The sequence below is a fragment of the Shewanella sp. MF05956 genome, assembly GCF_059758055.1.
Genome location: NZ_JCAYNV010000005.1, coordinates 219,181 through 239,947, shown reverse-complemented (window position 1 = coordinate 239,947; position 20,767 = coordinate 219,181). Strand labels below are relative to the sequence as shown.

Annotated in this window: 21 protein-coding genes; 14 read left to right on the top strand and 7 right to left on the bottom strand. The window is 41.0% G+C overall.

Annotation, left to right across the window (positions count from 1 at the left end):
* The first annotated feature begins 869 nt into the window (after positions 1 to 869).
* Positions 870 to 1,766, top strand: a complete 897-nt coding sequence (locus tag AC19MX_RS07870) for a homocysteine S-methyltransferase family protein (protein WP_498297485.1) — start codon at positions 870 to 872, stop codon at positions 1,764 to 1,766.
* Positions 1,767 to 2,224: 458 nt separating this feature from the next.
* Here AC19MX_RS07870 and AC19MX_RS07865 read toward each other — a convergent pair whose 3' ends face one another.
* A complete protein-coding gene (locus AC19MX_RS07865) occupies positions 2,225 to 2,461 on the bottom strand; it encodes a hypothetical protein (RefSeq protein ID WP_432401879.1) in 237 nt (78 codons plus the stop codon).
* Between the two features lie 176 nt (positions 2,462 to 2,637).
* Positions 2,638 to 2,841 carry a hypothetical protein gene (locus AC19MX_RS07860; protein ID WP_432401881.1) on the bottom strand — a complete coding sequence of 68 codons (204 nt, stop codon included), beginning with the start codon at positions 2,839 to 2,841 and terminating at the stop codon, positions 2,638 to 2,640.
* A 501-nt stretch (positions 2,842 to 3,342) separates the two neighbouring features.
* Here AC19MX_RS07860 and AC19MX_RS07855 point away from each other — a divergent pair.
* Genes AC19MX_RS07855 through AC19MX_RS07840 form a run of 4 tightly spaced genes read left to right on the top strand, consistent with a single transcriptional unit; the run spans position 3,343 to position 6,100 of the window.
* Positions 3,343 to 3,984, top strand: a complete 642-nt coding sequence (locus tag AC19MX_RS07855) for a peroxiredoxin (RefSeq protein WP_498297483.1) — start codon at positions 3,343 to 3,345, stop codon at positions 3,982 to 3,984.
* 60 nt (positions 3,985 to 4,044) lie between these two features.
* Positions 4,045 to 4,914 (top strand): MBL fold metallo-hydrolase, encoded by an 870-nt coding sequence (locus AC19MX_RS07850; protein WP_498297481.1) that lies wholly within the window; start codon positions 4,045 to 4,047, stop codon positions 4,912 to 4,914.
* Between the two features lie 16 nt (positions 4,915 to 4,930).
* Positions 4,931 to 5,680: a sulfite exporter TauE/SafE family protein gene (locus tag AC19MX_RS07845; RefSeq protein WP_498297479.1), complete on the top strand. Its 750-nt coding sequence runs from the start codon at positions 4,931 to 4,933 to the stop codon at positions 5,678 to 5,680.
* A 15-nt stretch (positions 5,681 to 5,695) separates the two neighbouring features.
* Positions 5,696 to 6,100 (top strand): rhodanese-like domain-containing protein, encoded by a 405-nt coding sequence (locus AC19MX_RS07840; protein ID WP_498297477.1) that lies wholly within the window; start codon positions 5,696 to 5,698, stop codon positions 6,098 to 6,100.
* 256 nt (positions 6,101 to 6,356) lie between these two features.
* Here the strand turns inward: AC19MX_RS07840 and AC19MX_RS07835 are convergent, their stop codons facing one another.
* Both AC19MX_RS07835 and AC19MX_RS07830 read right to left on the bottom strand, forming a co-directional pair.
* Positions 6,357 to 7,223, bottom strand: coding sequence for an MBL fold metallo-hydrolase (locus tag AC19MX_RS07835; RefSeq protein WP_432401889.1), 867 nt, complete (start codon positions 7,221 to 7,223; stop codon positions 6,357 to 6,359).
* 248 nt (positions 7,224 to 7,471) lie between these two features.
* Complete coding sequence (locus AC19MX_RS07830) at positions 7,472 to 8,119, bottom strand: Tll0287-like domain-containing protein (protein ID WP_498297475.1); 648 nt, start codon at positions 8,117 to 8,119, stop codon at positions 7,472 to 7,474.
* A 242-nt stretch (positions 8,120 to 8,361) separates the two neighbouring features.
* Between AC19MX_RS07830 and AC19MX_RS07825 the strand changes: the two genes are divergently transcribed.
* Entirely contained in the window at positions 8,362 to 9,699 is a 1,338-nt protein-coding gene (locus AC19MX_RS07825) for a sigma-54 interaction domain-containing protein (RefSeq protein WP_498297473.1), read from the top strand.
* 214 nt (positions 9,700 to 9,913) lie between these two features.
* On the opposite strand, the gene AC19MX_RS07820 is transcribed toward AC19MX_RS07825, so the two are convergent.
* Positions 9,914 to 10,438, bottom strand: a complete 525-nt coding sequence (locus tag AC19MX_RS07820) for a NifB/NifX family molybdenum-iron cluster-binding protein (RefSeq protein WP_498297471.1) — start codon at positions 10,436 to 10,438, stop codon at positions 9,914 to 9,916.
* 605 nt (positions 10,439 to 11,043) lie between these two features.
* Between AC19MX_RS07820 and betI the strand changes: the two genes are divergently transcribed.
* The 6 genes from betI (at position 11,044) to AC19MX_RS07790 (ending at position 17,597) form a co-directional block, all read left to right on the top strand.
* Positions 11,044 to 11,652: a transcriptional regulator BetI gene (betI, locus tag AC19MX_RS07815; protein ID WP_432401897.1), complete on the top strand. Its 609-nt coding sequence runs from the start codon at positions 11,044 to 11,046 to the stop codon at positions 11,650 to 11,652.
* Entirely contained in the window at positions 11,640 to 13,106 is a 1,467-nt protein-coding gene (betB, locus tag AC19MX_RS07810) for a betaine-aldehyde dehydrogenase (RefSeq protein WP_498297469.1), read from the top strand. Before betI ends, betB begins: the two co-directional genes overlap by 13 nt.
* A gap of 26 nt (positions 13,107 to 13,132) precedes the next feature.
* Positions 13,133 to 14,815: a choline dehydrogenase gene (gene betA, locus AC19MX_RS07805; RefSeq protein ID WP_498297523.1), complete on the top strand. Its 1,683-nt coding sequence runs from the start codon at positions 13,133 to 13,135 to the stop codon at positions 14,813 to 14,815.
* A 213-nt stretch (positions 14,816 to 15,028) separates the two neighbouring features.
* Entirely contained in the window at positions 15,029 to 16,246 is a 1,218-nt protein-coding gene (locus tag AC19MX_RS07800) for a BCCT family transporter (RefSeq protein ID WP_498297467.1), read from the top strand.
* Positions 16,247 to 16,275: 29 nt separating this feature from the next.
* Positions 16,276 to 16,983 (top strand): TorF family putative porin, encoded by a 708-nt coding sequence (locus AC19MX_RS07795; RefSeq protein WP_498297465.1) that lies wholly within the window; start codon positions 16,276 to 16,278, stop codon positions 16,981 to 16,983.
* Positions 16,984 to 17,114: 131 nt separating this feature from the next.
* Positions 17,115 to 17,597, top strand: coding sequence for a MarR family winged helix-turn-helix transcriptional regulator (locus AC19MX_RS07790; RefSeq protein ID WP_432401905.1), 483 nt, complete (start codon positions 17,115 to 17,117; stop codon positions 17,595 to 17,597).
* 99 nt (positions 17,598 to 17,696) lie between these two features.
* Here AC19MX_RS07790 and AC19MX_RS07785 read toward each other — a convergent pair whose 3' ends face one another.
* Together AC19MX_RS07785 and AC19MX_RS07780 are read right to left on the bottom strand one after the other, a co-directional pair.
* Positions 17,697 to 18,365, bottom strand: coding sequence for an SDR family oxidoreductase (locus AC19MX_RS07785; RefSeq protein ID WP_498297463.1), 669 nt, complete (start codon positions 18,363 to 18,365; stop codon positions 17,697 to 17,699).
* Complete coding sequence (locus AC19MX_RS07780; RefSeq protein ID WP_498297461.1) at positions 18,362 to 18,703, bottom strand: zinc ribbon domain-containing protein; 342 nt, start codon at positions 18,701 to 18,703, stop codon at positions 18,362 to 18,364. Before AC19MX_RS07780 ends, AC19MX_RS07785 begins: the two co-directional genes overlap by 4 nt.
* Before the next feature lie 194 nt (positions 18,704 to 18,897).
* On the opposite strand from AC19MX_RS07780, the gene AC19MX_RS07775 reads away from it, so the two are divergent.
* Positions 18,898 to 19,569 (top strand): haloacid dehalogenase type II, encoded by a 672-nt coding sequence (locus tag AC19MX_RS07775; RefSeq protein ID WP_498297459.1) that lies wholly within the window; start codon positions 18,898 to 18,900, stop codon positions 19,567 to 19,569.
* Between the two features lie 276 nt (positions 19,570 to 19,845).
* Positions 19,846 to 20,697: a glutathione-dependent disulfide-bond oxidoreductase gene (gene yghU / locus AC19MX_RS07770; protein ID WP_498297457.1), complete on the top strand. Its 852-nt coding sequence runs from the start codon at positions 19,846 to 19,848 to the stop codon at positions 20,695 to 20,697.
* Positions 20,698 to 20,767: the final 70 nt, after the last annotated feature.

Sequence of the window (20,767 nt, the reverse complement as noted above, 5' to 3'; positions counted from 1 at the left end):
TTACAGATTACGTACAAGGAGTTAGAAGTTAGGCTTTAGGCGTTAAGCGTTAGGAATTAACATTTAATGCTTAAAACCGTACGCTAATCAGTTTTGATGCAATAAGCATCCGACACAAAAATGCCAGTCAGTTAACTGACTGGCATTTTTTATCACTCTATCTGCGAAGACCTAAATAATACCAATTCCATTAATTATGTGACCAATCAGAGTCAGATTGTTCAGTTTGAGGCGCATTGTTGAAATAATGGTTATTCCCTTTTAAGACAATGCAACAAAGAAATGAACGGTCTGAGTGTCTCCTGCAAGGCGGGTTTCTGTGCCTTCTATACTGCTTAATAGCATTTTGACGTACGACTGCATGGATGCAGGAGATAGAGCAATGCAGGAGCTGTTGCCGAGAGCAACTATTTTTAGGGGGTATTACCCTGGGATCTGAACATCCTTTCACTTCTCCAAATTGAATAATACTTGCTAGAAAAATACTACCAAACATGTGCGAAACCTACAGCGTATTAGAGATAATCCCGATATACATCCTTAGATGTTCATCTAAAGAATTATCGTATAAACACTTTAATTATTAATAATTTCAGTAACTTATCAACTTGTTTTTCACTAATCAATCACCTTTTAGTCTAGGTGAAAGCGAGAATTTAGATAATCGAGAATAATACAAACTCGTTATGTAGCGTTAATATTTAACAAAAATCATAGCATTCAATTATTAGTATTCAATTATTGCTTTAAACACGAATACCTATGCTTCTACTTGAGCTATCCAAAATAGTGTTGATAACAGAGGCCTATGATCAGTAAGCTGGTCATACTGGAAACAAAATACGAATTTAGTCTTTCGGAAATCAATTATGACAACACTAACAATTTTAGACGGCGGTATGGGGCGTGAGCTCAAACGTATCGGCGCGCCTTTTTCTCAGCCGCTCTGGAGTGCGCAGGCATTAATTGAGTCGCCACAATTCGTAGCGCAAGCTCATCAAAGCTTTATCGACGCAGGGGCACAGATTATCACGATTAATAGCTATGCCTGTGTCCCTTTTCATTTAGGTGAAGCGCTGTATGCAGAGCAAGGTGCAAAGCTTGCTGAAAAAGCGGCAGATATTGCACGTGAGGTTGTCACTCAATCTCAACGACAGGTGCTTGTTGCTGGCTCAATCCCCCCTGCCTTAGGCTCCTATCGTCCTGAGTTATTTGAGGCAGAGCGAGCATACGAGATCTGTTCTACTTTGTTTACAGCTCAGGATAAGCAGGCCGATATCTGGCTTGCTGAGACAATAGCCAGTATTGCTGAAGCAGAGGTCATTGCTAAGGTGCTAGCCAATACCGATAAGCCCTGTTATTTCGCTTATACTCTGATTGATGAAGTTGACCAGCCGATTCGGCTACGTTCTGGGGAATTGCTCACCGATGCTGTTGCGGCATTGTTGGCAACGAATGCAACAGGGATCTTGTTTAACTGTTCGATCCCTGAAGTTATCGAGCAAGCCATTAATGATGTTGTACAAGTATTAGCGCAACACAATAAAACGTTAACTATTGGTGTCTTTGCAAATAGTTTTACCCCAATCCAATCGGGCCATCAAGCCAATGGCACCTTGCAAACGTTACGTCATGTTTCCGAAGAAGAATACCTTGAGTTTGCCAAGTGCTGGTCCCAATTAGGAGCGACCATTATTGGTGGATGTTGTGGTATTTACCCAAGCCACATTAACGCGCTTTCTACATGGCGAGATAGCCTAGAATAAAGAAGTGAGTAATAAATATTTAAAGAAAGTAAGATTGTATTCACTGAGACCTGGATGAGTTGCCGCTCACTCGCGATACAAAGAAGCTACAGGCAAAAAGTAGTTAATTACCCCACAAAAGTAGCTCTATGAGTCAGGATGCTCGTTGTTTAAATATTCGCCTGTGCTTACAACACAATCAATGCAAAGTACTACCCTGCAAGGATAGAAAGGGACTCAACCACAATCCTTCTTAGAGTATCCTGTCTTACCATCAACAACTGATAGTATGTGGCTTAAACTTATAGAAGAGTGGCGGCAGTAGAAAAAGACAGACTAAGGTACAGAAAGGACACTGATACCAAGGAAACGTCTTAATGATGGGTAAAAACTTATGGGCGACAACGTTAAGAAACTAAAGTTAAAAATTGATATTTTATGTTATTAATTAAATGGTTACGACTCAAACCCTATCAATATTAACCCGCAATATAAATACCCCAACCCACAATCAATGTGATAGCGCTAACAAAAGCTAGTTTATTAATTACATTATATTTTTTAGAGTAACCCAACATAAAAATACAATAACCGACTATTGAACTGAAGCCTAATGGTAAATTTGAATAGTTGAGTGCTAATAGCCCTAAAGCAACACCTAATGAAAGTGAGAACAATACGACGATTAAATTTAATTGATTAGTGCTCAAACTCATTTGTTAATTCCAATGAAAACATAACGTTTTAGTATTTATGCGTTGTGTTCAAGGTAAGAATCGTTTATTGGACTTGTCCGATGCTACATCCATATTAATCAGTACCTTTTTGCTCAATGTAAGATGCTATTGGAATATGCTTTATTGCGGTTGTACAACCTTTAAGATATTCACAGCTACAGCCGGATAAAGTACGGTATCGCGACTAACACCACACCTATGATCAGTAAGCTGGTCACACTGGCAACAAAATACGGATACACGCATAACGTCATGCCTACACACAAAGGTACGATTGCTCGCTGGCGCTTTCCATAGACAAAATAGCCCATTCCAATAGCACCAAACAATACACTCCACATCATCATTGTTGCATCCATTGTAGCTCCTTCATGGTTTAGATAGCTGTGCTGAGTTAAATGCATTTTACTGCTCATTACTAGCGCTAAATAATGTTGCGATAAATAAAGTTGCGCATTGAGTAGCAAAATAAAGAGTAAAAAGAGTAATCAACTCGTAGCTCTCAATATGCTGACTCAGGGGGTATCAATCAATATTCATTCTTCTGCGTTTACGGCTGACCAAAAGCGATATTAGTCATATTCTTAAATCATTTAGCGTCATAAATGGCAGTCACATAAAGCGCTCAATGTCATAAATGACACTTTACCTGTACTCGCCTCTGTTAATTAACAACACCGACAATGAGAACAATAAAATTAAAATATAAATTAATTTTATTAAACAGTAGCTTACGGTTTTATTTAGTCAATTTAATACGACCGAAACAAAGTTGGCCCGCCCATTGCTATTACAAAGCAAGTTTGTAATCTAATTTTTAGATTCAAATTACCCTAACTTAATTCATTTGGAGTAATAACATGACTGAATCAATCGTATCTTTCCCACAACTTAACCGCCCTGCACCTGCGTTTAATACTAAAACGACTCACGGTATGCGCTCGTTAAATGATTATAAAGGTAAATGGTTAGTATTATTTTCACACCCTGCTGACTTTACCCCTGTTTGTACTACTGAGTTTATGGGTTTTGCTCAACGTGCAGGTGAGTTTGCCAAGCTGAATACTGAACTTTTAGGTTTATCGATTGACAGTATTCACTCTCACATTGCTTGGGTACGTAACATTGAAGAAAACTTTGGTGTTGAAATTACGTTCCCAATCATTTCTGACTTATCAATGGAAGTCGCCAAAGCATACGGCATGATCCAACCCGGTGCTAGCGATACCGCGGCGGTAAGAGCGACCTTTATTATTGACCCTGAAGGTATTTTACGCGCAATGGTGTATTACCCAATGAGCAATGGTCGCTCAGTTGATGAATTTGTACGCCTCGTTAAAGCATTACAAACAAGTGATGCAAATGGTGTAGCCACCCCTGAAAACTGGCAGCCTGGTGATGATGTCATTGTTCCACCACCAGCCACAACAGCCGACGCCAAAGCACGTTTAGGCCAAGGATATGATTATGTAGATTGGTACTTCAGCAAGAAATCTCTTTAATCCGTTACTGCACAGGGGGTATCCCCCGCCCCTGTGCATCTTTTTTATAGGAGATTTGTAATGAACTCAACATTTAGTGTCCATGAATTTTTAGATGATGACAGTGAAACATTCACCTATGTTATTGCAGATAATGCCACACGCTTTGCGGTGATTATCGATCCGGTTTTAGACTTTGATTATAAGTCCGGGCGAACAGACACCCGCAGTGCTCAACGTGTTCTGCATTGGGTTGAACGCCAAGAATTAAGTGTTAAATGGATACTTGAGACTCACGCACATGCAGATCATTTATCTGCTGCCAGTTATATCCGCGATCAAATTGGTGGTCAAATAGGTATTGGTGAACACATTACTCAAGTGCAACAAACCTTTAAGCAAGTCTTTAATCTTGAAAGTGATTTTTTACCCAATGGCAGCCAGTTTGACCGGTTATTTAAACACAATGAATTGTTGCAAGTGGGCAATATGACTATTCGTATTATGCACACACCTGGCCATACCCCTGCTGACTTAGCTTACATCATCAATGAACAAGCCGCTTTTGTCGGCGACACCATATTTATGCCCGATGTAGGCACTGCTCGTTGTGATTTCCCCGGTGGTGACGCCAACACTTTATATGACTCAATTCAATCGTTGTTTAGCTTGCCTGAGTCTACAGATATCTATGTTTGTCATGATTATCCAACTGAAGGTCGCAGTCACCAGTTTAAAACCCAAGTGGGCCAACAAAAAGCCAACAATATCCATGTTAAAAATGGCATCAGCAAAGCTGAGTTTGTGTCGCTACGTCAAGCTCGTGATGCCACCTTACCCATGCCAAGACTGATATTACCGTCTATTCAGGTCAATATTCGCGCGGGTAACATGCCAGCACCTGAATCGAATGGCACTGTGTATTTAAAAGTGCCGATTAACTTACTTTAAAACAGAGGTTATCAATATGATACAAGCCGTTTTAGGTGCGTTAGTGATTGGCTTAGTGCTGAGCATGCTGGGTTCTGGAGGTTCAATACTCACGGTCCCTGTGTTGTTATATCTTGTTGGGATGCAACCAGAGCTCGCAATAGCATCGTCTCTTTGTATTGTCGCAGCCATTAGCGCGGTGAGTAGTATCGGGTTTATTAAACAAAAAATGGTCTCATGGCCACATGTTTTTTTGTTTGGTGTACCCGGTATGGCGGGCACGTATTTAGGTGCTTGGATTAGTACCTATTTTACCAGCCAGATCCAACTGAGTGTGTTTGTGGGATTAATGCTGATCGGTGCGGTGATGATGTGGCGCAAACAAAATGCTGAATTCACCCAAGGCAAACTCAAGCTCGCTAACGTGCTATTGCAAGGATTATTAGTCGGTGTCGTCACAGGTTTTGTGGGTGTCGGTGGCGGATTTTTAATTATCCCTGCCTTGGTATTGCTCGGCGGCATTGAAATGTCGTTAGCAGTGGGTACCAGCTTGTTGATTATCACCATGAACTCTTCAATGGGGTTCATTAAATATTACAGCTTGTTGTCTGATAAAGGGCTGCAATTCGACTGGCCTGTTATTGCCATCATGATTGCTGGCGGATTTGTCGGAAGTTTAGCCGGACAGAAGCTCACCCAATACCTCCCTAAAGCCACATTACAAAAAGTATTCGCGGTATTTTTAGTGGTAATGGCATTGTTTATTACAACTCAATCAATTATTTAGTATCACGAGGCACACATGAAAACTGCTCAAGAATATATTAGTGAAATCAAAACAACGATTGCTGAAGTCAACACGCAGCAATTACTCACAGCAATGTTAAATCCTGACATTATCATTATTGATGTGCGCGAACATGAAGAGTTTTTAACTGGCCATATCGAAGGTGCAGTTAACCTACCTCGGGGTGTATTAGAAATGAAGATTCATGAGCACCCATCAGTTAGTCATCATTGTGAGTGGGTTTTAGCGTTAAATGAGTTGGCAGACAAAGAGATTTATCTTATTTGCCGTACGGGCGGACGCTCTGCTTTAGCTGCTGCCTCGTTGCAGAACATGGGCTTTACCAAACCGTTATCGGTTGCTGGTGGCATGATGCAATGGGAGCAAGATGGCTTTCCCGTGATACCTCATAAAATATAGTCTGAGATTCACGGCTTTAACTCATAACGTCACTTTAAACCAAAGCTTATCCTTAAATTAACGCTCATAAGCATCAGTGTGAAGACATGAAGGTTTAGAGATGAGTTAATATGAGTGAGTCAGTACAGTGCATAAGCATATAAAAATGAGCCATTTATGGCTCTTTTTTATTATTGATTGTTAATGCTATTGCTTATTGCTTAATGCTTAATGCTTAATGCTTAATGCTTAATGCTTAATGCTTAGCAGTACATTGTTACCATTGATTAAGCGGAATTTTTAGAAAGTAATTATCTTCACCTTCTGGGGGCGGTAAGTGTCCTGCCCTAATGTTGAGTTGTATTGCAGGTAATAACAATGATGGCATCGATGTACCTTGATGTTGCTCTTGGTGCAATTGAATAAACTCATCCAAACTTATTTTACCGCCTACAACCCGATTAGTGCGCTTTTGAGCCAGGATTGAGGTTTCAACTATGTTGCTTTGTGTCCACGCAGTTTGCGGCTGATGACCAACAAATACCCGGGTGCTATTAGGCAAGGCTAATATTTTTTGAATGGAGTGGTATAACGTCGCTGCACTGCTGTTGGGGAAATCAGCACTCACGGTACCAATGTCGGGTGAAGCAATAACATCACCAACAAATACGGCATCTTCGATAAGGTAACTCACGCATGCAGGTGTATGCCCTGGAGTATGCATGATGTGTACATCTAAGTGACCTAACTTAATCAGCTCTTCATCAACAAACAACTGGTCAAACTGTTCACCATTACAATGAAAGCTGTCATCCAGGTTAAGGATCCGCTTAAACATATGTTGCACTTTAGTGATGTGCTCGCCGATACCAGTAGAACCACCGCGTTTCTGTTTGATATAACATGCAGCAGAAATATGATCGCAATGAGCGTGGGTTTCTAAAATCCATTCAAGCTCGTAGCCATTACTGTCTAGATAGTCAATCATACTGTCTGCTAACACAGTCGTTATTTTACCCGAGGCAATATCAAAATCTAACACAGGGTCAATAATGGCGCTTTGACGCGAAGCAAGATCGGTCACCACATAACTCACAGAGTGACTGCTTGGGTGATAGAAGGGATCGATGCGGATTTTACTCATGAACAATTAACTCCCAACAAAAAGCATTGCATTTTTGTTAGATAAAACCCTAATTCAGCCTTTATTTAGCGACATATCAAGGCGGTTATTAACTACAGCATAATGTTAACTGAAAACAAAATAGTAAACTGCGGCGAGGGTCGCAACAAAGGCCCTTCGGCCGCAGAATATGTGATATCGCGGGGTTGCGTTGGCTAATAGAGATTACCCATTAATACGCCATTAACATAACCCACCATACGCTCACCTTAAGGTTTGCCACTTATGGTTTTCAATTGTTCTGTACTGCTGATGACCTTTTGTAATGAAAATGCACCGCGTAAGTCGCCTAATTCAAAGTTTATGGCTTTATCGTCTGGATAAGCTTGTTTAATTAGCGTGCTTAGCTCTGGAGTAATGTTACTGCCATGGCAGCCTAAACACAGTTCTTGTGTTGGAATGGCTTTCATATAACGAAACTCAGTCGTGTCACCGTTAACAATGTATTCACTCGCAACAATTGGGGCATCAGCGGCTTGCTTGCCTGCGGCTTTTGTTTGTTCAAATTGCGTTAACTGTGCCAACTCCCAGGCATCTGGTGTGTTATCACTATTACGCACGCGCAAACTGGTTCGTTTGAGTGTCCAACCGTCTTTAGAGTTTTCAGCAGCAATGCTAGGGGCAACTGACTTGCACACAGACACACCGGCAGGAAGTCCACCTTGCTTAATAGCAGCTTGTAGCTGCCCTTTTAATGCCTGACTAAATTGGGCAATTTTTTGATTGGCTTCTTGCTCAAGTTGTTGTTCGGTTAATGGTTGTGCATTGACCATGGAACTGACACAAGATAAAAGTGCAATACTGCTTATGGCTAGGGTTTTAACAAATAAAATATTAGGAGTCTTTGTTGCGTTCATTATTTTTGTTCCTTTTCCTCTTGGGACCAGATGCGGTCTTGAGATATTCAAGGATCTACTTACAAACTTTGTGCCATGTCGCAAAATAAAATAAAAAGCCTATTTTATAGCGCTATAGGCTAAATAGTCGTTATTGATTTAATGTCCGCGACGTATCTTGTTGACAAAAATGTCACACACTGTCATTTTTGGTGGCATTAATGACAGCTAATTTAGCGCGCATGTTTATGAGAGCTAGCACAATGAAAAATACTACCGTTGTACAATCGATGATCAACGCAATAGATAAGCCGGCCATATTCATCACCCCCGATTATATTATCCATGCCGTAAACCAAGCGTATATTGAAACCTATGATACAGAGGTAACGTTAGGTAAAAGTCGTTGTCATCAAATATCTCATCACAGCGATGAACCTTGTGACAAACATGGCGAGGAATGTCCGTTACAGCAGTGCCAAAAAACAACGCGCGCAGCAAACGCCGTTCACATACACAGTACTGCTCAAGGTAAATCGTATTGCGACATTTTAATGAAGCCCATTAAAGATGATGCAGGCATGATCATGGGCTTTCTTGAGATTTTAGATTCCATTGACTATGCATCAACTGAATCAAAAAAAGACACCATGGTGGGCCAATCGGCTCCGTTTAAACAAATGCTCAATAAAATCAACCGAGCATCGCAATCAAACATCGCTGTATTGCTGCAAGGTGAAACAGGTGCGGGTAAAGAGTTAGTCGCAAAAGCCGTACACCAAGCCAGTAATAGAAGCGACAAACCATTTGTGGTCATTGAATGTACCGGACTGAGCGAAAATCTATTTGAAAGTGAGCTATTTGGTTTTGAAAAAGGGGCTTTTACTGGCGCGACCACCAGTAAAAAAGGACTCATTGAAATTGCCCATGGTGGGACAGTTTTTTTTGATGAGATTGGTGATGTCCCCATGAACATGCAAGTTAAGTTATTGAGGTTACTCGAAACACAATGTTATCGAGCGGTAGGTGGCTTAAAGCAAAAACGATCTGATTTTAGATTAGTCAGTGCCAGTCATAAAAACTTACTTGAATTGGTGGATAAAGGTGAATTTAGACGAGATTTGTATTATCGCATCGCTGGTTTCCCAATATACCTACCCTCATTGCGTGAGCGACAAGATGACATTCCAACCTTGATCAATCATTTTATGAAGTTGTCAGACTATAAACACAAAAAGTTTTCAGCCAATGCGTTACAACTCCTTAGCAGTTACTCGTTCCCGGGTAATATTCGCGAACTAAGAAATATTATTGAACAGTCTGCGCTGATTGCTAATGAAGATTTGATCCACAGTAGTGATTTACCTGAAAGCATCAATGCAACCGCCAGCAAAGCAGCGACTCAACATACACCAGGCTTTGATGCTAGTGCAGTTAATCTCACTGAGACGAAAATGATGAGTTTAGATGATCTTGAATCCGAGTATTTATCGCAAGTGTGTCTACAATTTACAGGTTCGCCCGCCGAATTGGCCATCATACTCAATGTCAGCGTGCGAACCTTATATCGTAAATTACAACGATACGGTTTAAAGCTGTAAGCTTGCGTGATACTTCTGCTGCAATGTGAGCGCTTAACGAATAAAGTATTACTTTTAACTACGGTGTTAACTCTCACATTCAGATCAAGCACCTAACTCTAACACTAAACACTAAATTCTAAATTCTAGCCACTTCACTTCTGGATTCAACACTCTGGCAGCTCAGCTCAGATGCTCTACTCAAGCGCTCAACTAAGACTTTCACTTGAGTCGTTTAATTCGCACGTAATAACGAATGTTTTTTCTGGCAACAGCGCTTGATATGCATGGGTTCGCTTAAGTCTATATCACTTTCGCCATGTTCATGAGAATCACAATGTCCACCATGACAACCACTTTCACCATGGTTATGATCGCAACATCCGCCTTTACCTTGTTTAGCGATATGCTTAGTTGAAGGTCTGCCCTGCGATGCATCAAGGTATGGTTCACATTCAGCTAAGTGTTCGTTGGCAAAATAAGCAATCTCTGTACGACCATTTTTGGCATGAAAAACATCGAGTTGTTGGTTAAGTAACTTAGACAACAATTGTTGGCCAATATTTCTCATAATCACTCGGGTCGCGCCATGGGCTTTGATAAGTTCAACTAACTTACGTTTACCTTCACAGCCATCGCTCAATGCCGGATTATCAAATCGCGCAACAATACTGGCTTGTTCATTAACCATAATGAAACTCTCTGCTTTGCTAAAATGGTTAGCAATATGCTCATCTTTAATAGGTATGACTGTAATCATTATGTCCTCTCTTGCAGTTAATTCACTGCGATAATTAATATTTTTTGGTACCAGTTACCCAATCCTTTTTAGATTACGCACACAAGTAAATGGCATATGCTATTTATATACTCATTAATAGCATATGCCAAATACTTTTTTGTTATTTTGATTCTTACATCACAGTGTCTTCATACAATCTTGTTTGAGGCACGATTTTGATTTTAGTGAGGCTTGACGTTATCAGCGTTAACGAATGAGCTTATGGTTGGCTTGCAGGACAAGCCTGTTATATGAAAACCACTTATAAACAAGCGTGGTATAGCGTGTGCCTCATCGTATTAACATGCCACAAGCGTGAGTCTGGTCGATTATTTGAACAGAAAAATCATTACAGCTGCAATAATTAATAAAAACCGACAATAACGTCACAAATAGCCGCTAAAACTAATAATTCATATATAACAATTACTTATAGTAACCCAACTCAATCACCTAGCAATAAAATGACGCGGTTATAGTGATCTATATCAAACAACCGCTTGATAATTAGAGGTCTAATCATTAGTATTGTTATTAATTGAACGTTCAATTAATAACGTTTCAGCCAAAAAAGGATGTCACTAATGTCAAGACCAGCAATGAAAAACGTCAGACAACAGCAGCTCATAGATGCCACGTTAATGTCAGTCGAACGTCATGGATTACAGCACACCACAATTAATACGATCAGTGGTTTAGCGGGTATGTCATCAGGGATCATCAGCCACTACTTTGGTGGCAAGCAAGGGTTAATTGAAGCCACGCAAAAATTCTTATTAGAAGAATTGAAGCAAGCCTTACTGACCAGAACGTCAGGCAAAACATTAACCCCAATGGCACGATTATCAATGATAGTTGAAGCTAACTTTACTGAACTTCAACGATCAAGTGCGGCAACAAAAACGTGGTTAAGTTTTTGGTCTCAAGCCATGCACGACCCAGGACTGGCCAGGCTGCAATACATCAATAATCAGCGCCTATACAGCAACCTGCTTTATTCATTTAAACAATTATTACCCAAAACAGACGCGATTAATGCCGCCAAACAAACTGCGGCAATTATCGACGGGTTTTGGTTACGCAGTGCGTTAAGCCACAGCCCTGTAGAAGATTTTAAGCAAGCCCAAATTTTATCTAAAGCCTTTATAGAGGCTGTGATCGTGCAACACGGAGAAATTGAATGTCAGCGTTAATCACATACCAAAATTACGTTCATGGTAAGTACATATCTAATGGCAGCGGAGAAACCTTCGAAGTCGTTAACCCTGCAACAGGCAGCGTAAGTTATTTAGTAGAAGTCGCGACAGAAGCGGTACAACACGCCGCAATAGAGAGTGCCAAAACAGGTTTTGCCGTTTGGTCAAAGATGACACCGATGGAACGTAGCCGAATTTTATTAAAAGCAGTAGCCCTACTTCGTGAACACAACGACGAGCTTGCCGCAGGTGAAGTGCTTGACACTGGTAAGCCCTGGCAAGAAGCCTCGGTTGTTGATGTCGTTACCGGCGCCGATTCAATCGAGTTTTTTGCAGGTTTAGCGCCTAGCATTGAAGGTAATCAACAATCTATTGGTGATGACTTTTACTACACTCGCCGTGAGCCGTTAGGCATTTGTGCTGGCATTGGCGCATGGAACTATCCATTACAAATTGCATGCTGGAAAGCCGCCCCTGCGCTAGCGTGTGGCAATGTAATGATTTTTAAACCTTCTGAAGAAACGCCTCGCGGTGCAATGCGTTTAGCAGAAATATTCACTCAAGCAGGCGTACCCGATGGTGTGTTTAACGTTGTTCAAGGCGATGGCCGTGTAGGTGCCTGGTTAACGACTCATGACGATATTGCCAAAGTCTCATTTACTGGCGAAGTCGGCACAGGCACCAAAGTGATGGCTGCAGCATCAAGTACCTTAAAAGAAGTGACCATGGAGCTTGGCGGTAAATCACCGTTAATCATCTTTGATGATGCCGATGTTGAAAATGCGGTATCAGCAGCCATGTTGGCGAACTTTTATACCCAGGGTGAAGTGTGTACTAATGGCACACGCGTATTTGTGCAAAAAAACATGTACCCACAATTTATTGAGCGCTTAAAGCAACGCACTGAAAATAATATTGTTTGTGGCGATCCGATGGATGCAGAAACCAATTTTGGCGCATTAATCTCACGAGCACATCAACAAAAAGTGCTTGAGTATATCGCTATTGGTAAAAAAGAAGGGGCCACCTTATTAACCGGTGGTGTGGCATTAAGCCCTGATAATGCACCTCATGGGTTCTTTGTTGCTCCTACTGTCTTTACTGATTGCACTGATGACATGACCATTGCTAAAGAAGAGATTTTTGGCCCGGTAATGTCAGTCTTTACCTTTGATGATGAAGATGAAGTGATTCAGCGAGCCAATAACACTCACTTAGGTTTAGCCGCTGGCGTATTTACCCAGGACATTACTCGCGCTCACCGTGTAATTCACCAAATGCAAGCCGGTATTTGCTGGATAAACGCCTATGGTGCATCGCCAGCAGAAATGCCAGTGGGTGGTTACAAGATGTCTGGTATTGGTCGTGAGAATGGCTCTGAAACCTTAAAAGCGTATACCCAAATTAAAGCGGTTTACGTGGGTATGCAGTCACTTGAAAGCCCATTTTAGGAGTGACCCAATTAATGTCTACGCAAATGTCTCATGAATACGATTATATTATTGTTGGTGCTGGTAGCGCAGGTTGTGTATTAGCCAACCGCTTAACCGAAAATCCAGACAATAAAGTATTAATTTTAGAAACTGGTGGTAGTGATAAGAGTATTTTTATCCAAATGCCAACCGCCCTTTCAATCCCGATGAATACTAAAAAGTATGCATGGCAGTTTGAAACACAAGCCGAGCCACATCTAGATAACCGTCGTATGCATTGTCCTCGCGGTAAAGTGTTGGGCGGCTCATCGTCAATTAACGGCATGGTGTATGTACGTGGTCATGCACGTGATTTTGACGAGTGGCAGCAACATGGTGCAAAAGATTGGAACTACGCCCATTGTTTACCGTATTTCAAAAAAGCCGAAACATGGTCGTTTGGTGGCAATGTTTACCGCGGCGACACGGGACCTTTAGCGGTGAACAACGGTAACGAAATGAAAAACCCGTTGTATCAAGCTTTTGTGGATGCAGGTGTCGATGCCGGATACTTAGCGACGAGTGATTATAATGCCAGTCAGCAAGAAGGCTTTGGCCCAATGCACATGACGGTTAAAAATGGCGTTCGCTGGTCTACTGCTAACGCTTATCTTCGTCCGGCGATGAAACGCGACAATTTAACCGTAGTGACTCATGCGTTAGTGCATAACGTCATTATGCAAGACAAAACAGCCGTTGGCGTGCGTTACGAGCGTAAAGGCCAAATGATTGATGTGCACTGCAATAAAGAAGTGGTGTTGTCTGCAGGCTCTATCGGTTCGCCACACATTTTACAATTGTCTGGTATTGGCGATAAGCAAATCTTAGCCGACGCAGGAATTGAAACCGTTCACCACTTACCTGGTGTCGGTCAAAATCTTCAAGATCATTTAGAGTTTTATTTCCAATTTAAGTGCTTACAGCCTATTTCACTCAACGGAAAGTTAGACCCACTTAATAAGCTATTCATTGGTACCCGTTGGATTTTAGATAAATCAGGCTTAGGTGCGACAAACCATTTTGAATCTTGTGGCTTTATCCGCTCAAAACCCGGTTTAGAGTGGCCAGATTTGCAATACCACTTTTTACCTGCAGCAATGCGTTATGACGGTAAAGAAGCGTTTGCCGGTCACGGATTTCAAGTTCACATTGGCCATAACAAGCCAAAAAGTCGCGGTGCAGTGACCGTTGTCTCTAAAGATGCCAAGGTTGCGCCACAAATTCAGTTTAATTATTTATCGCATCAAGATGACATCGAAGGCTTTAGAGCTTGCGTACGCTTAACGCGTGAAATTATTAATCAACCTGCATTAGATGAATACCGTGGTGAAGAAATTCAACCTGGCTTAGCCATACAAACCGACGAACAAATCGATGCGTTTGTGCGCAGTTCAGTTGAGAGTGCCTACCACCCTTCTTGCTCATGCAAAATGGGTGAAGATGCCATGGCGGTTGTCGATTCAGACACTAAAGTGCACGGTATTAAAGGCTTAAGAGTGGTTGATTCGTCGATTTTCCCGACGATACCAAACGGTAATTTAAACTCGCCGACGATTATGGTGGCCGAGCGTGTAGCAGACATTATTTTGGGTAAACAAACGCTAGCGCCTAGTTTTGCCAAGGTAACTATCGCCGATGATTGGCAATCTCAGCAGCGGGTAAAAGCGCCAAAAAGATCGCTGAGTTAATCCAACGGTTTGAGGTAAAGGTCTTTGGTCAACCTACAATTTTGTGAATGACCAATTTAGCTATGTTCAATCTATCAGGGTTTAACTATCGACAGCGATACTTAAGGCTTGAGGGCATAACCGCCTTTAAACATTGTTCTATGGCATTAAATAAAACATACAACAAGGAGCCAACATCATGTTTGCACACACAATTAAATCAGGAGTTAAGTAATGACGACCTGGTTATCAATAGGCATTTTATTTACGTTCGCCGCTATCGCATTTGTGATTTATCGCTGGGGTAATATGCAATGTATTGGTGTGACGCCTGTACGTAAGTTTACTTTTATTGCGATTCTCTTTACCTCTGGTTTAGATGTGGGACTGATTATGTTCCCGCTGACTGAATTTGCGGGATATGCCGATCTAGCCGCCAGCCCTGAGTATGGTTTTACTAATCCCCTCGCCATTGAGTTTGGTTTTTGGGCTTGTTTAATTTGGGCTTTTTACTTTTTAACCTGTTTCTATTTCTGTGTTATTGAACCCAGAGTGAAGTATTTTGAAATTCCGTTGATCAAGTTTATTAATAACCTGGTTATTATCGGTACCTGTGCGTTTACGGCATACTTACTGCTCACAAATCTCCCTTGGTATTTGCCTAACTTAGGTGACGGTGAATCGGTTGTGAGTACATTCTATCTCATTGTATTTATGGTAATTGCTGCTGCAGTATATTCAAGCACCAGCATTAAATATGTACGCTACTTAAGTTTAGGCAGTACCTGGTTATTCTTTGGCTTAATCGCGTTGATGTGGTCTGGTGCATTTTTGTCAGACGATTCAAGTGTGGGTGAATTCTTTACTACCTTTGCGTTAATCGGTAGCTACTTTTCAAATATGCATGAGTTTGTCTTACCCATGAATGATTACCACGAGTTCTACTTATTCTGGTGGTTTGCTTGGAGTATTATGATTGGTCAGTTTACTGCGCGTTTTGTTGGCGGCATGAAAACCTATCAAGTATTACTGGCGATGATGGTATTTCCGTCTATCCCAATTGCAATCTGGTTTACTGTACTTTATTACTACAGCGCGAATGGTATCGACACCTCAGGGTTCTATAACCTTGCTATGGTCATCGTGGGCATCACGTTTGTGATTAACTCATTAGACTCACTAGTGCGTTTATACACAGATAATTTAAACCTCACAGTAGAGCGTTTTGGTAAAGTGCCGTATATCATAGGTAATGTTGTGTTACTGAGCGGATTAACCTTATTATTTAAGTTAGACTTCTTAGAAATTCAATGGGTTGGAGCATTAGCCATCGGCCTAATATTAAGTTGTTTCTTCTTTATTTTAAAAGGTCACTTAACTAAAGTGGCAGACATTGAACGCTCGCCAAAAGCGAACAAAATTGATTTTACAAAAATTGAGTTACTGGATTAATTAATAATAATAATACCCAAGGAATGATAATGAACACTAAAATTAAAACACTGGCGCTATTAAGTTTATTTGCCCTACCAACATCAGTGATGGCGGGAGATTTAAGCACCACAGTTAACGCAACATCAGATTACACCTTTAATGGTGTAAGCCAAACAGACAATGACCCGGCACTACAAGCTAGCCTTGATTATGCAATGGATGACGGTTGGTATGTTGGTGCTTGGGCATCGAATGTTGATTTCGGTAGCGGCGAAGATACCTGGCTAGAGCTAGATTTCTATGCCGGTAAATACTTTGAGCTGAATGACCGCGTGTCGTTAGATGCGGGTATTGCTTACTATACTTACCATGGTGATGATGCATCAGATGATTATTACTACCCAGAAATCTACACTAAATTTGGCTACACCTCGTCGTTAGGTCAAAGTGAATTAAACTTCTGGTACTCGTGGGATTACTTTGGTTTAGATGCTGGCCATTACATTGCTATGGTTGCTCATACATTTACGATTACAGAAGGTCATGATATTCGTGTTAGTTTTGACCGTTCAACATCACTTGATAAAGATAAATTTTCATGGGGCGAAGACAAGTCTTATAACCATTACCGAGCTGAGTATATGACAAGCTGGGAAGGTTTTGATTTTAACGTTGCTGTTGAAGATACTGATTGGGATACAGATTTAAGTGATACTCGCGCTGTACTTTCAGTCTCGCGCACATTTAACCTGTAATTTGATCTACGCGACATAAGCAGAATAACGGTTCGCTGTTATTCTGCTTTTTTTGATTTTACGCATGAGTAATGACCTTATATCTGTTAAGGTGCGGGCAAAATTGCTAACTCTGTGGTCTAGAGGACATTATGGAAAAGTACGAACAATTATTAATTTCATTGCGCCGAGTGATCAGAGCTATCGATATACACTCGCGTCAATTGAATAAACTCTCTGGTTTAACAGGGCCGCAACTTATGGTGATGAAGAAAATCCATGAGCTTGACGCACCATTAGCAAAACAAATTGCCCAAGAAATTAATTTAAGCGCAGCTACAGTCACCACCATTATTGATCGACTAGAAAGCCGAAATCTGGTGATCCGTACGCGTAGCGAAACCGACAAGCGTAAAGTGCATTTATCGTTGAGCGATGCGGGTAATGAAATACTCAGTAGCGCACCTAAACCGCTTCAAGAACATTTTATTAAGCATTACCAAAACTTAGAAGAATGGGAGCAAAGCCAGTTATTGTCTGCGGTTGAGCGAATTGCGTCAATGATGGACGCAGATGACATTGATGCTGCGCCAGTATTATTAGTGGGTCAAATTCAAGCAGAAGCAGCTCAGTAAACTGCCCTGCTGAATGTTAAGCATTCAGATACACAAACGCGAGCATTTGCTCGCGTTTTTTATGTCTGGTTTATATCAATGTTGCCAATGTTACCAATGTTACCAAGGTAAATCTTGACCATTAGAATGCTTGAACACACCCGATGTCTCCATCGAAAGTGCATCAATTAAGCCGATTAATCTTGATGCTGAATCAATAGCTGAAATATCCCCGCCATAATTGACCATCTCGGTTTGTACATATCCTGGGTGATAAATGCCTACTGATATCTGTCTTGGTGCTAAATCATGGCTAAGCGACATTGACGCAGCATTTAACGCGGCTTTAGACATTCTATAGCCATAGCGACCACCTGAATTGTTATCGGTAATCGATCCCATCCGAGAAGTGATCATCGCCACTTTTGCACCATTGACTAAATGTGACTGTAAAGATGCAACAACCCGGAGCGGCGCCAGTGCGTTGACTTCAAATTGTTGTCGTATGGTATCGAGATTAAGGTGATCAAGTCTTTCGTCGCGTAAAATACCTGCATTACAAATTAACAGATCAATGTTTACGCCACGTAAACGGGTTTGCATGATTTCAATGCCAGCATCTTGCGTAACATCAACACCTTCAATGACTTTTACATTGTCACCTAGGGCAGCAAGTTCCACTGATGATTGACGACAAAGCGCATAAACAACCTGATTTTGCTGCGCATATATTGTCGCGAGCGATAAGCCTATGCCGCGGTTTGCACCAGTGATAACAACCGTTTTCATGCGGGTTCCTTATTATCATTTGATTTAACAACAATCATTTTGCCTTTAAACGCGCCAAATAACGCTATACACGCACCAGCAAAAGCGGCAAATGAACAGATTAGGCGATAATCACTGTTTTCAAGAAAGAAATTGGTAACGCTAAACACCAATAGCAACAACATACCGATGTTTTTAATGCGCATCATTTTAGGTTCAAACATCAGCCAAGTGTTACATTTTGGGCATTGTGCTTCGACACCGTTATCGCCTTTACGCACCACTTTTAATGCTCTTCTGGCAAATTGACTGTTACAGCTTGGACATTCCATTTTATCAACCTCATTTATCTCAATCACATTTATCTCTATCACAATATGATACCGCGCTGTTGGTGTCTGATAAAGTTGCAATACAAATTATCATTTTAATGTGATTGAATATAATTATTGAATGAGCGCTCAAAATAGTTATTGAACACTCGTTACAGTTAGTTTATAGTCATTACATCGTCTAAATGTTGAGTGTTAACCTACTAAATACAGGATATCAGATGAACTATTCTATTGGTTTTGATGTGTACGGCACCCTTGTCGACCCAGTTGATATGGGGCAGCACCTTGAGAATCTTATTGGCGATAAAGCCTCTGAATTTGGCCAGTTATGGCACGACAAGAAAGTTGAATATACCTTTAGACGCGCGCTGATGCAGCAATATGCTGACTTTACTGTTTGTACTCAACAGGCGCTACAATATTGTTTACATGTTTATCAGATATCATTGACGTCTACCGAGCAACAGCAGTTAATGGCAAAGTTTGCTGAGTTAAACGCGTTTGATGATGTGATCCCTGGGCTTAAAAAACTCAAAGAGCAAGGTCATCAGATAGCGGCATTTTCTAACGGACCAGAATTGTCTGTGCGAACGTTAATGGCTAATTCGCAGATTTTGCCACATTTACACCATGTGATCAGTGTTGACGATTTACAGACTTACAAACCCAATCCGGATGTTTACCAATATTTAATGAGGCGCATGCAAGCTGATATGAACTCATGCATGATGGTATCGAGTAATCCTTGGGATGTGATTGGCGCTAAATCGGCTGGTTTACAAGCTGTATGGGTAAAACGAAGCCCCAGTAAAATATTTGACCCATGGGAAATTCAACCTGATTTGATCGTGAGTGATTTGATTGAATTAGCCGAAATGCTCAAGGGTTAGGCGTATTGACTCACTTTTTATTGCAGCTGTTATGACTTATTTAAATAGTGATCGCTTAAACTGAAGATACTCGTTAGTGATGCACGATTAATTAAGTATATTTAGTGCTAAGCCTATTTAGTGCAATAGAAATTAGTGAAATAGAATTTAGCGACAACAGACAGTTTGTAAACGATTATTGCGACAGATTGATGATAAAAAGATTATTTACAACACATTATTAGTATCACGCCATATTTAATGGTGACATTACATTATCGAATTTGAGGAGATTTTATGAGTAATCAATATGTTCCACCTAAAGTGTGGGTTAACGAAGCCAGTAGTGCTAACAAATGGGCAAATATTAACAGCCCTGTCGCTGGCGCCCGATTTGAAAAGACTCTGCCAGTTGGTGAACATGCATTACAGTTATATTCATTAGGCACGCCTAATGGTCAAAAAGTCACGATTATGCTTGAAGAGCTATTGGCGCTTGGCGTAAAAGAAGCGGAATACGATGCGTATTTAATTAATATCAGCGAGCTTGACCAGTTTTCATCTGGCTTTGTTGCGGTTAACCCAAACTCTAAAATCCCTGCATTAGTCGATAAATCGGCTGCTGAAGATATCAATGTGTTCGAGTCTGCGTCAATTCTAGTGTATTTAGCAGAAAAATTTGGTCACTTTTTGCCTAAATCTGGCCCAGCAAGAACGCAAACGTTTAACTGGTTATTCTGGGCGCAAGGCTCGGCACCGTTTCTCGGTGGTGGTTTTGGTCACTTCTATGCTTACGCCGATGAAAAGCAAGAATACCCAATCAATCGCTTTGCGATGGAAGTTAAGCGTCAGTTAGATGTATTAGATAAGCAATTAGCAAATAACACCTTTATCGCCGGCGAAGACTTTACCGTTGCCGACATGGCTATTTGGCCCTGGTATGGCAACCTGGTATTAGGCAACTTATATAGCGCTGCAGAGTTTTTAGATGTTGCCAGTTATAAAAATGTTGTCCGTTGGGCTAACCAACTATTACAGCGTCCTGGTGTGCAACGTGGCAAAATTGTCAATACATCATGGGGTGATGTGAGCTTAGCTGAACGTCACAGTGCTGCAGACATTGATGCTGCACTTAACAGTGAAAAATAACCTGTACTAAGGGTATTTTAAGCCAATAAAAAACCTAGCAATGATTGCTAGGTTTTTTTATTGGTTATGC

Excerpts from the sequence above, each read along its gene's own strand:
- AC19MX_RS07870 (WP_498297485.1), top strand. The coding sequence starts at position 870 with ATGACAACACTAACAATTTTAGACGGCGGTATGGGGCGTGAGCTCAAA.
- AC19MX_RS07865 (WP_432401879.1), bottom strand. The coding sequence starts at position 2,461 with ATGAGTTTGAGCACTAATCAATTAAATTTAATCGTCGTATTGTTCTCA.
- AC19MX_RS07860 (WP_432401881.1), bottom strand. The coding sequence starts at position 2,841 with ATGGATGCAACAATGATGATGTGGAGTGTATTGTTTGGTGCTATTGGA.
- AC19MX_RS07855 (WP_498297483.1), top strand. The coding sequence starts at position 3,343 with ATGACTGAATCAATCGTATCTTTCCCACAACTTAACCGCCCTGCACCT.
- AC19MX_RS07850 (WP_498297481.1), top strand. The coding sequence starts at position 4,045 with ATGAACTCAACATTTAGTGTCCATGAATTTTTAGATGATGACAGTGAA.
- AC19MX_RS07845 (WP_498297479.1), top strand. The coding sequence starts at position 4,931 with ATGATACAAGCCGTTTTAGGTGCGTTAGTGATTGGCTTAGTGCTGAGC.
- AC19MX_RS07840 (WP_498297477.1), top strand. The coding sequence starts at position 5,696 with ATGAAAACTGCTCAAGAATATATTAGTGAAATCAAAACAACGATTGCT.
- AC19MX_RS07835 (WP_432401889.1), bottom strand. The coding sequence starts at position 7,223 with ATGAGTAAAATCCGCATCGATCCCTTCTATCACCCAAGCAGTCACTCT.
- AC19MX_RS07830 (WP_498297475.1), bottom strand. The coding sequence starts at position 8,119 with ATGAACGCAACAAAGACTCCTAATATTTTATTTGTTAAAACCCTAGCC.
- AC19MX_RS07825 (WP_498297473.1), top strand. The coding sequence starts at position 8,362 with ATGAAAAATACTACCGTTGTACAATCGATGATCAACGCAATAGATAAG.
- AC19MX_RS07820 (WP_498297471.1), bottom strand. The coding sequence starts at position 10,438 with ATGATTACAGTCATACCTATTAAAGATGAGCATATTGCTAACCATTTT.
- betI (WP_432401897.1), top strand. The coding sequence starts at position 11,044 with ATGTCAAGACCAGCAATGAAAAACGTCAGACAACAGCAGCTCATAGAT.
- betB (WP_498297469.1), top strand. The coding sequence starts at position 11,640 with ATGTCAGCGTTAATCACATACCAAAATTACGTTCATGGTAAGTACATA.
- betA (WP_498297523.1), top strand. The coding sequence starts at position 13,133 with ATGTCTCATGAATACGATTATATTATTGTTGGTGCTGGTAGCGCAGGT.
- AC19MX_RS07800 (WP_498297467.1), top strand. The coding sequence starts at position 15,029 with ATGACGACCTGGTTATCAATAGGCATTTTATTTACGTTCGCCGCTATC.
- AC19MX_RS07795 (WP_498297465.1), top strand. The coding sequence starts at position 16,276 with ATGAACACTAAAATTAAAACACTGGCGCTATTAAGTTTATTTGCCCTA.
- AC19MX_RS07790 (WP_432401905.1), top strand. The coding sequence starts at position 17,115 with ATGGAAAAGTACGAACAATTATTAATTTCATTGCGCCGAGTGATCAGA.
- AC19MX_RS07785 (WP_498297463.1), bottom strand. The coding sequence starts at position 18,365 with ATGAAAACGGTTGTTATCACTGGTGCAAACCGCGGCATAGGCTTATCG.
- AC19MX_RS07775 (WP_498297459.1), top strand. The coding sequence starts at position 18,898 with ATGAACTATTCTATTGGTTTTGATGTGTACGGCACCCTTGTCGACCCA.
- yghU (WP_498297457.1), top strand. The coding sequence starts at position 19,846 with ATGAGTAATCAATATGTTCCACCTAAAGTGTGGGTTAACGAAGCCAGT.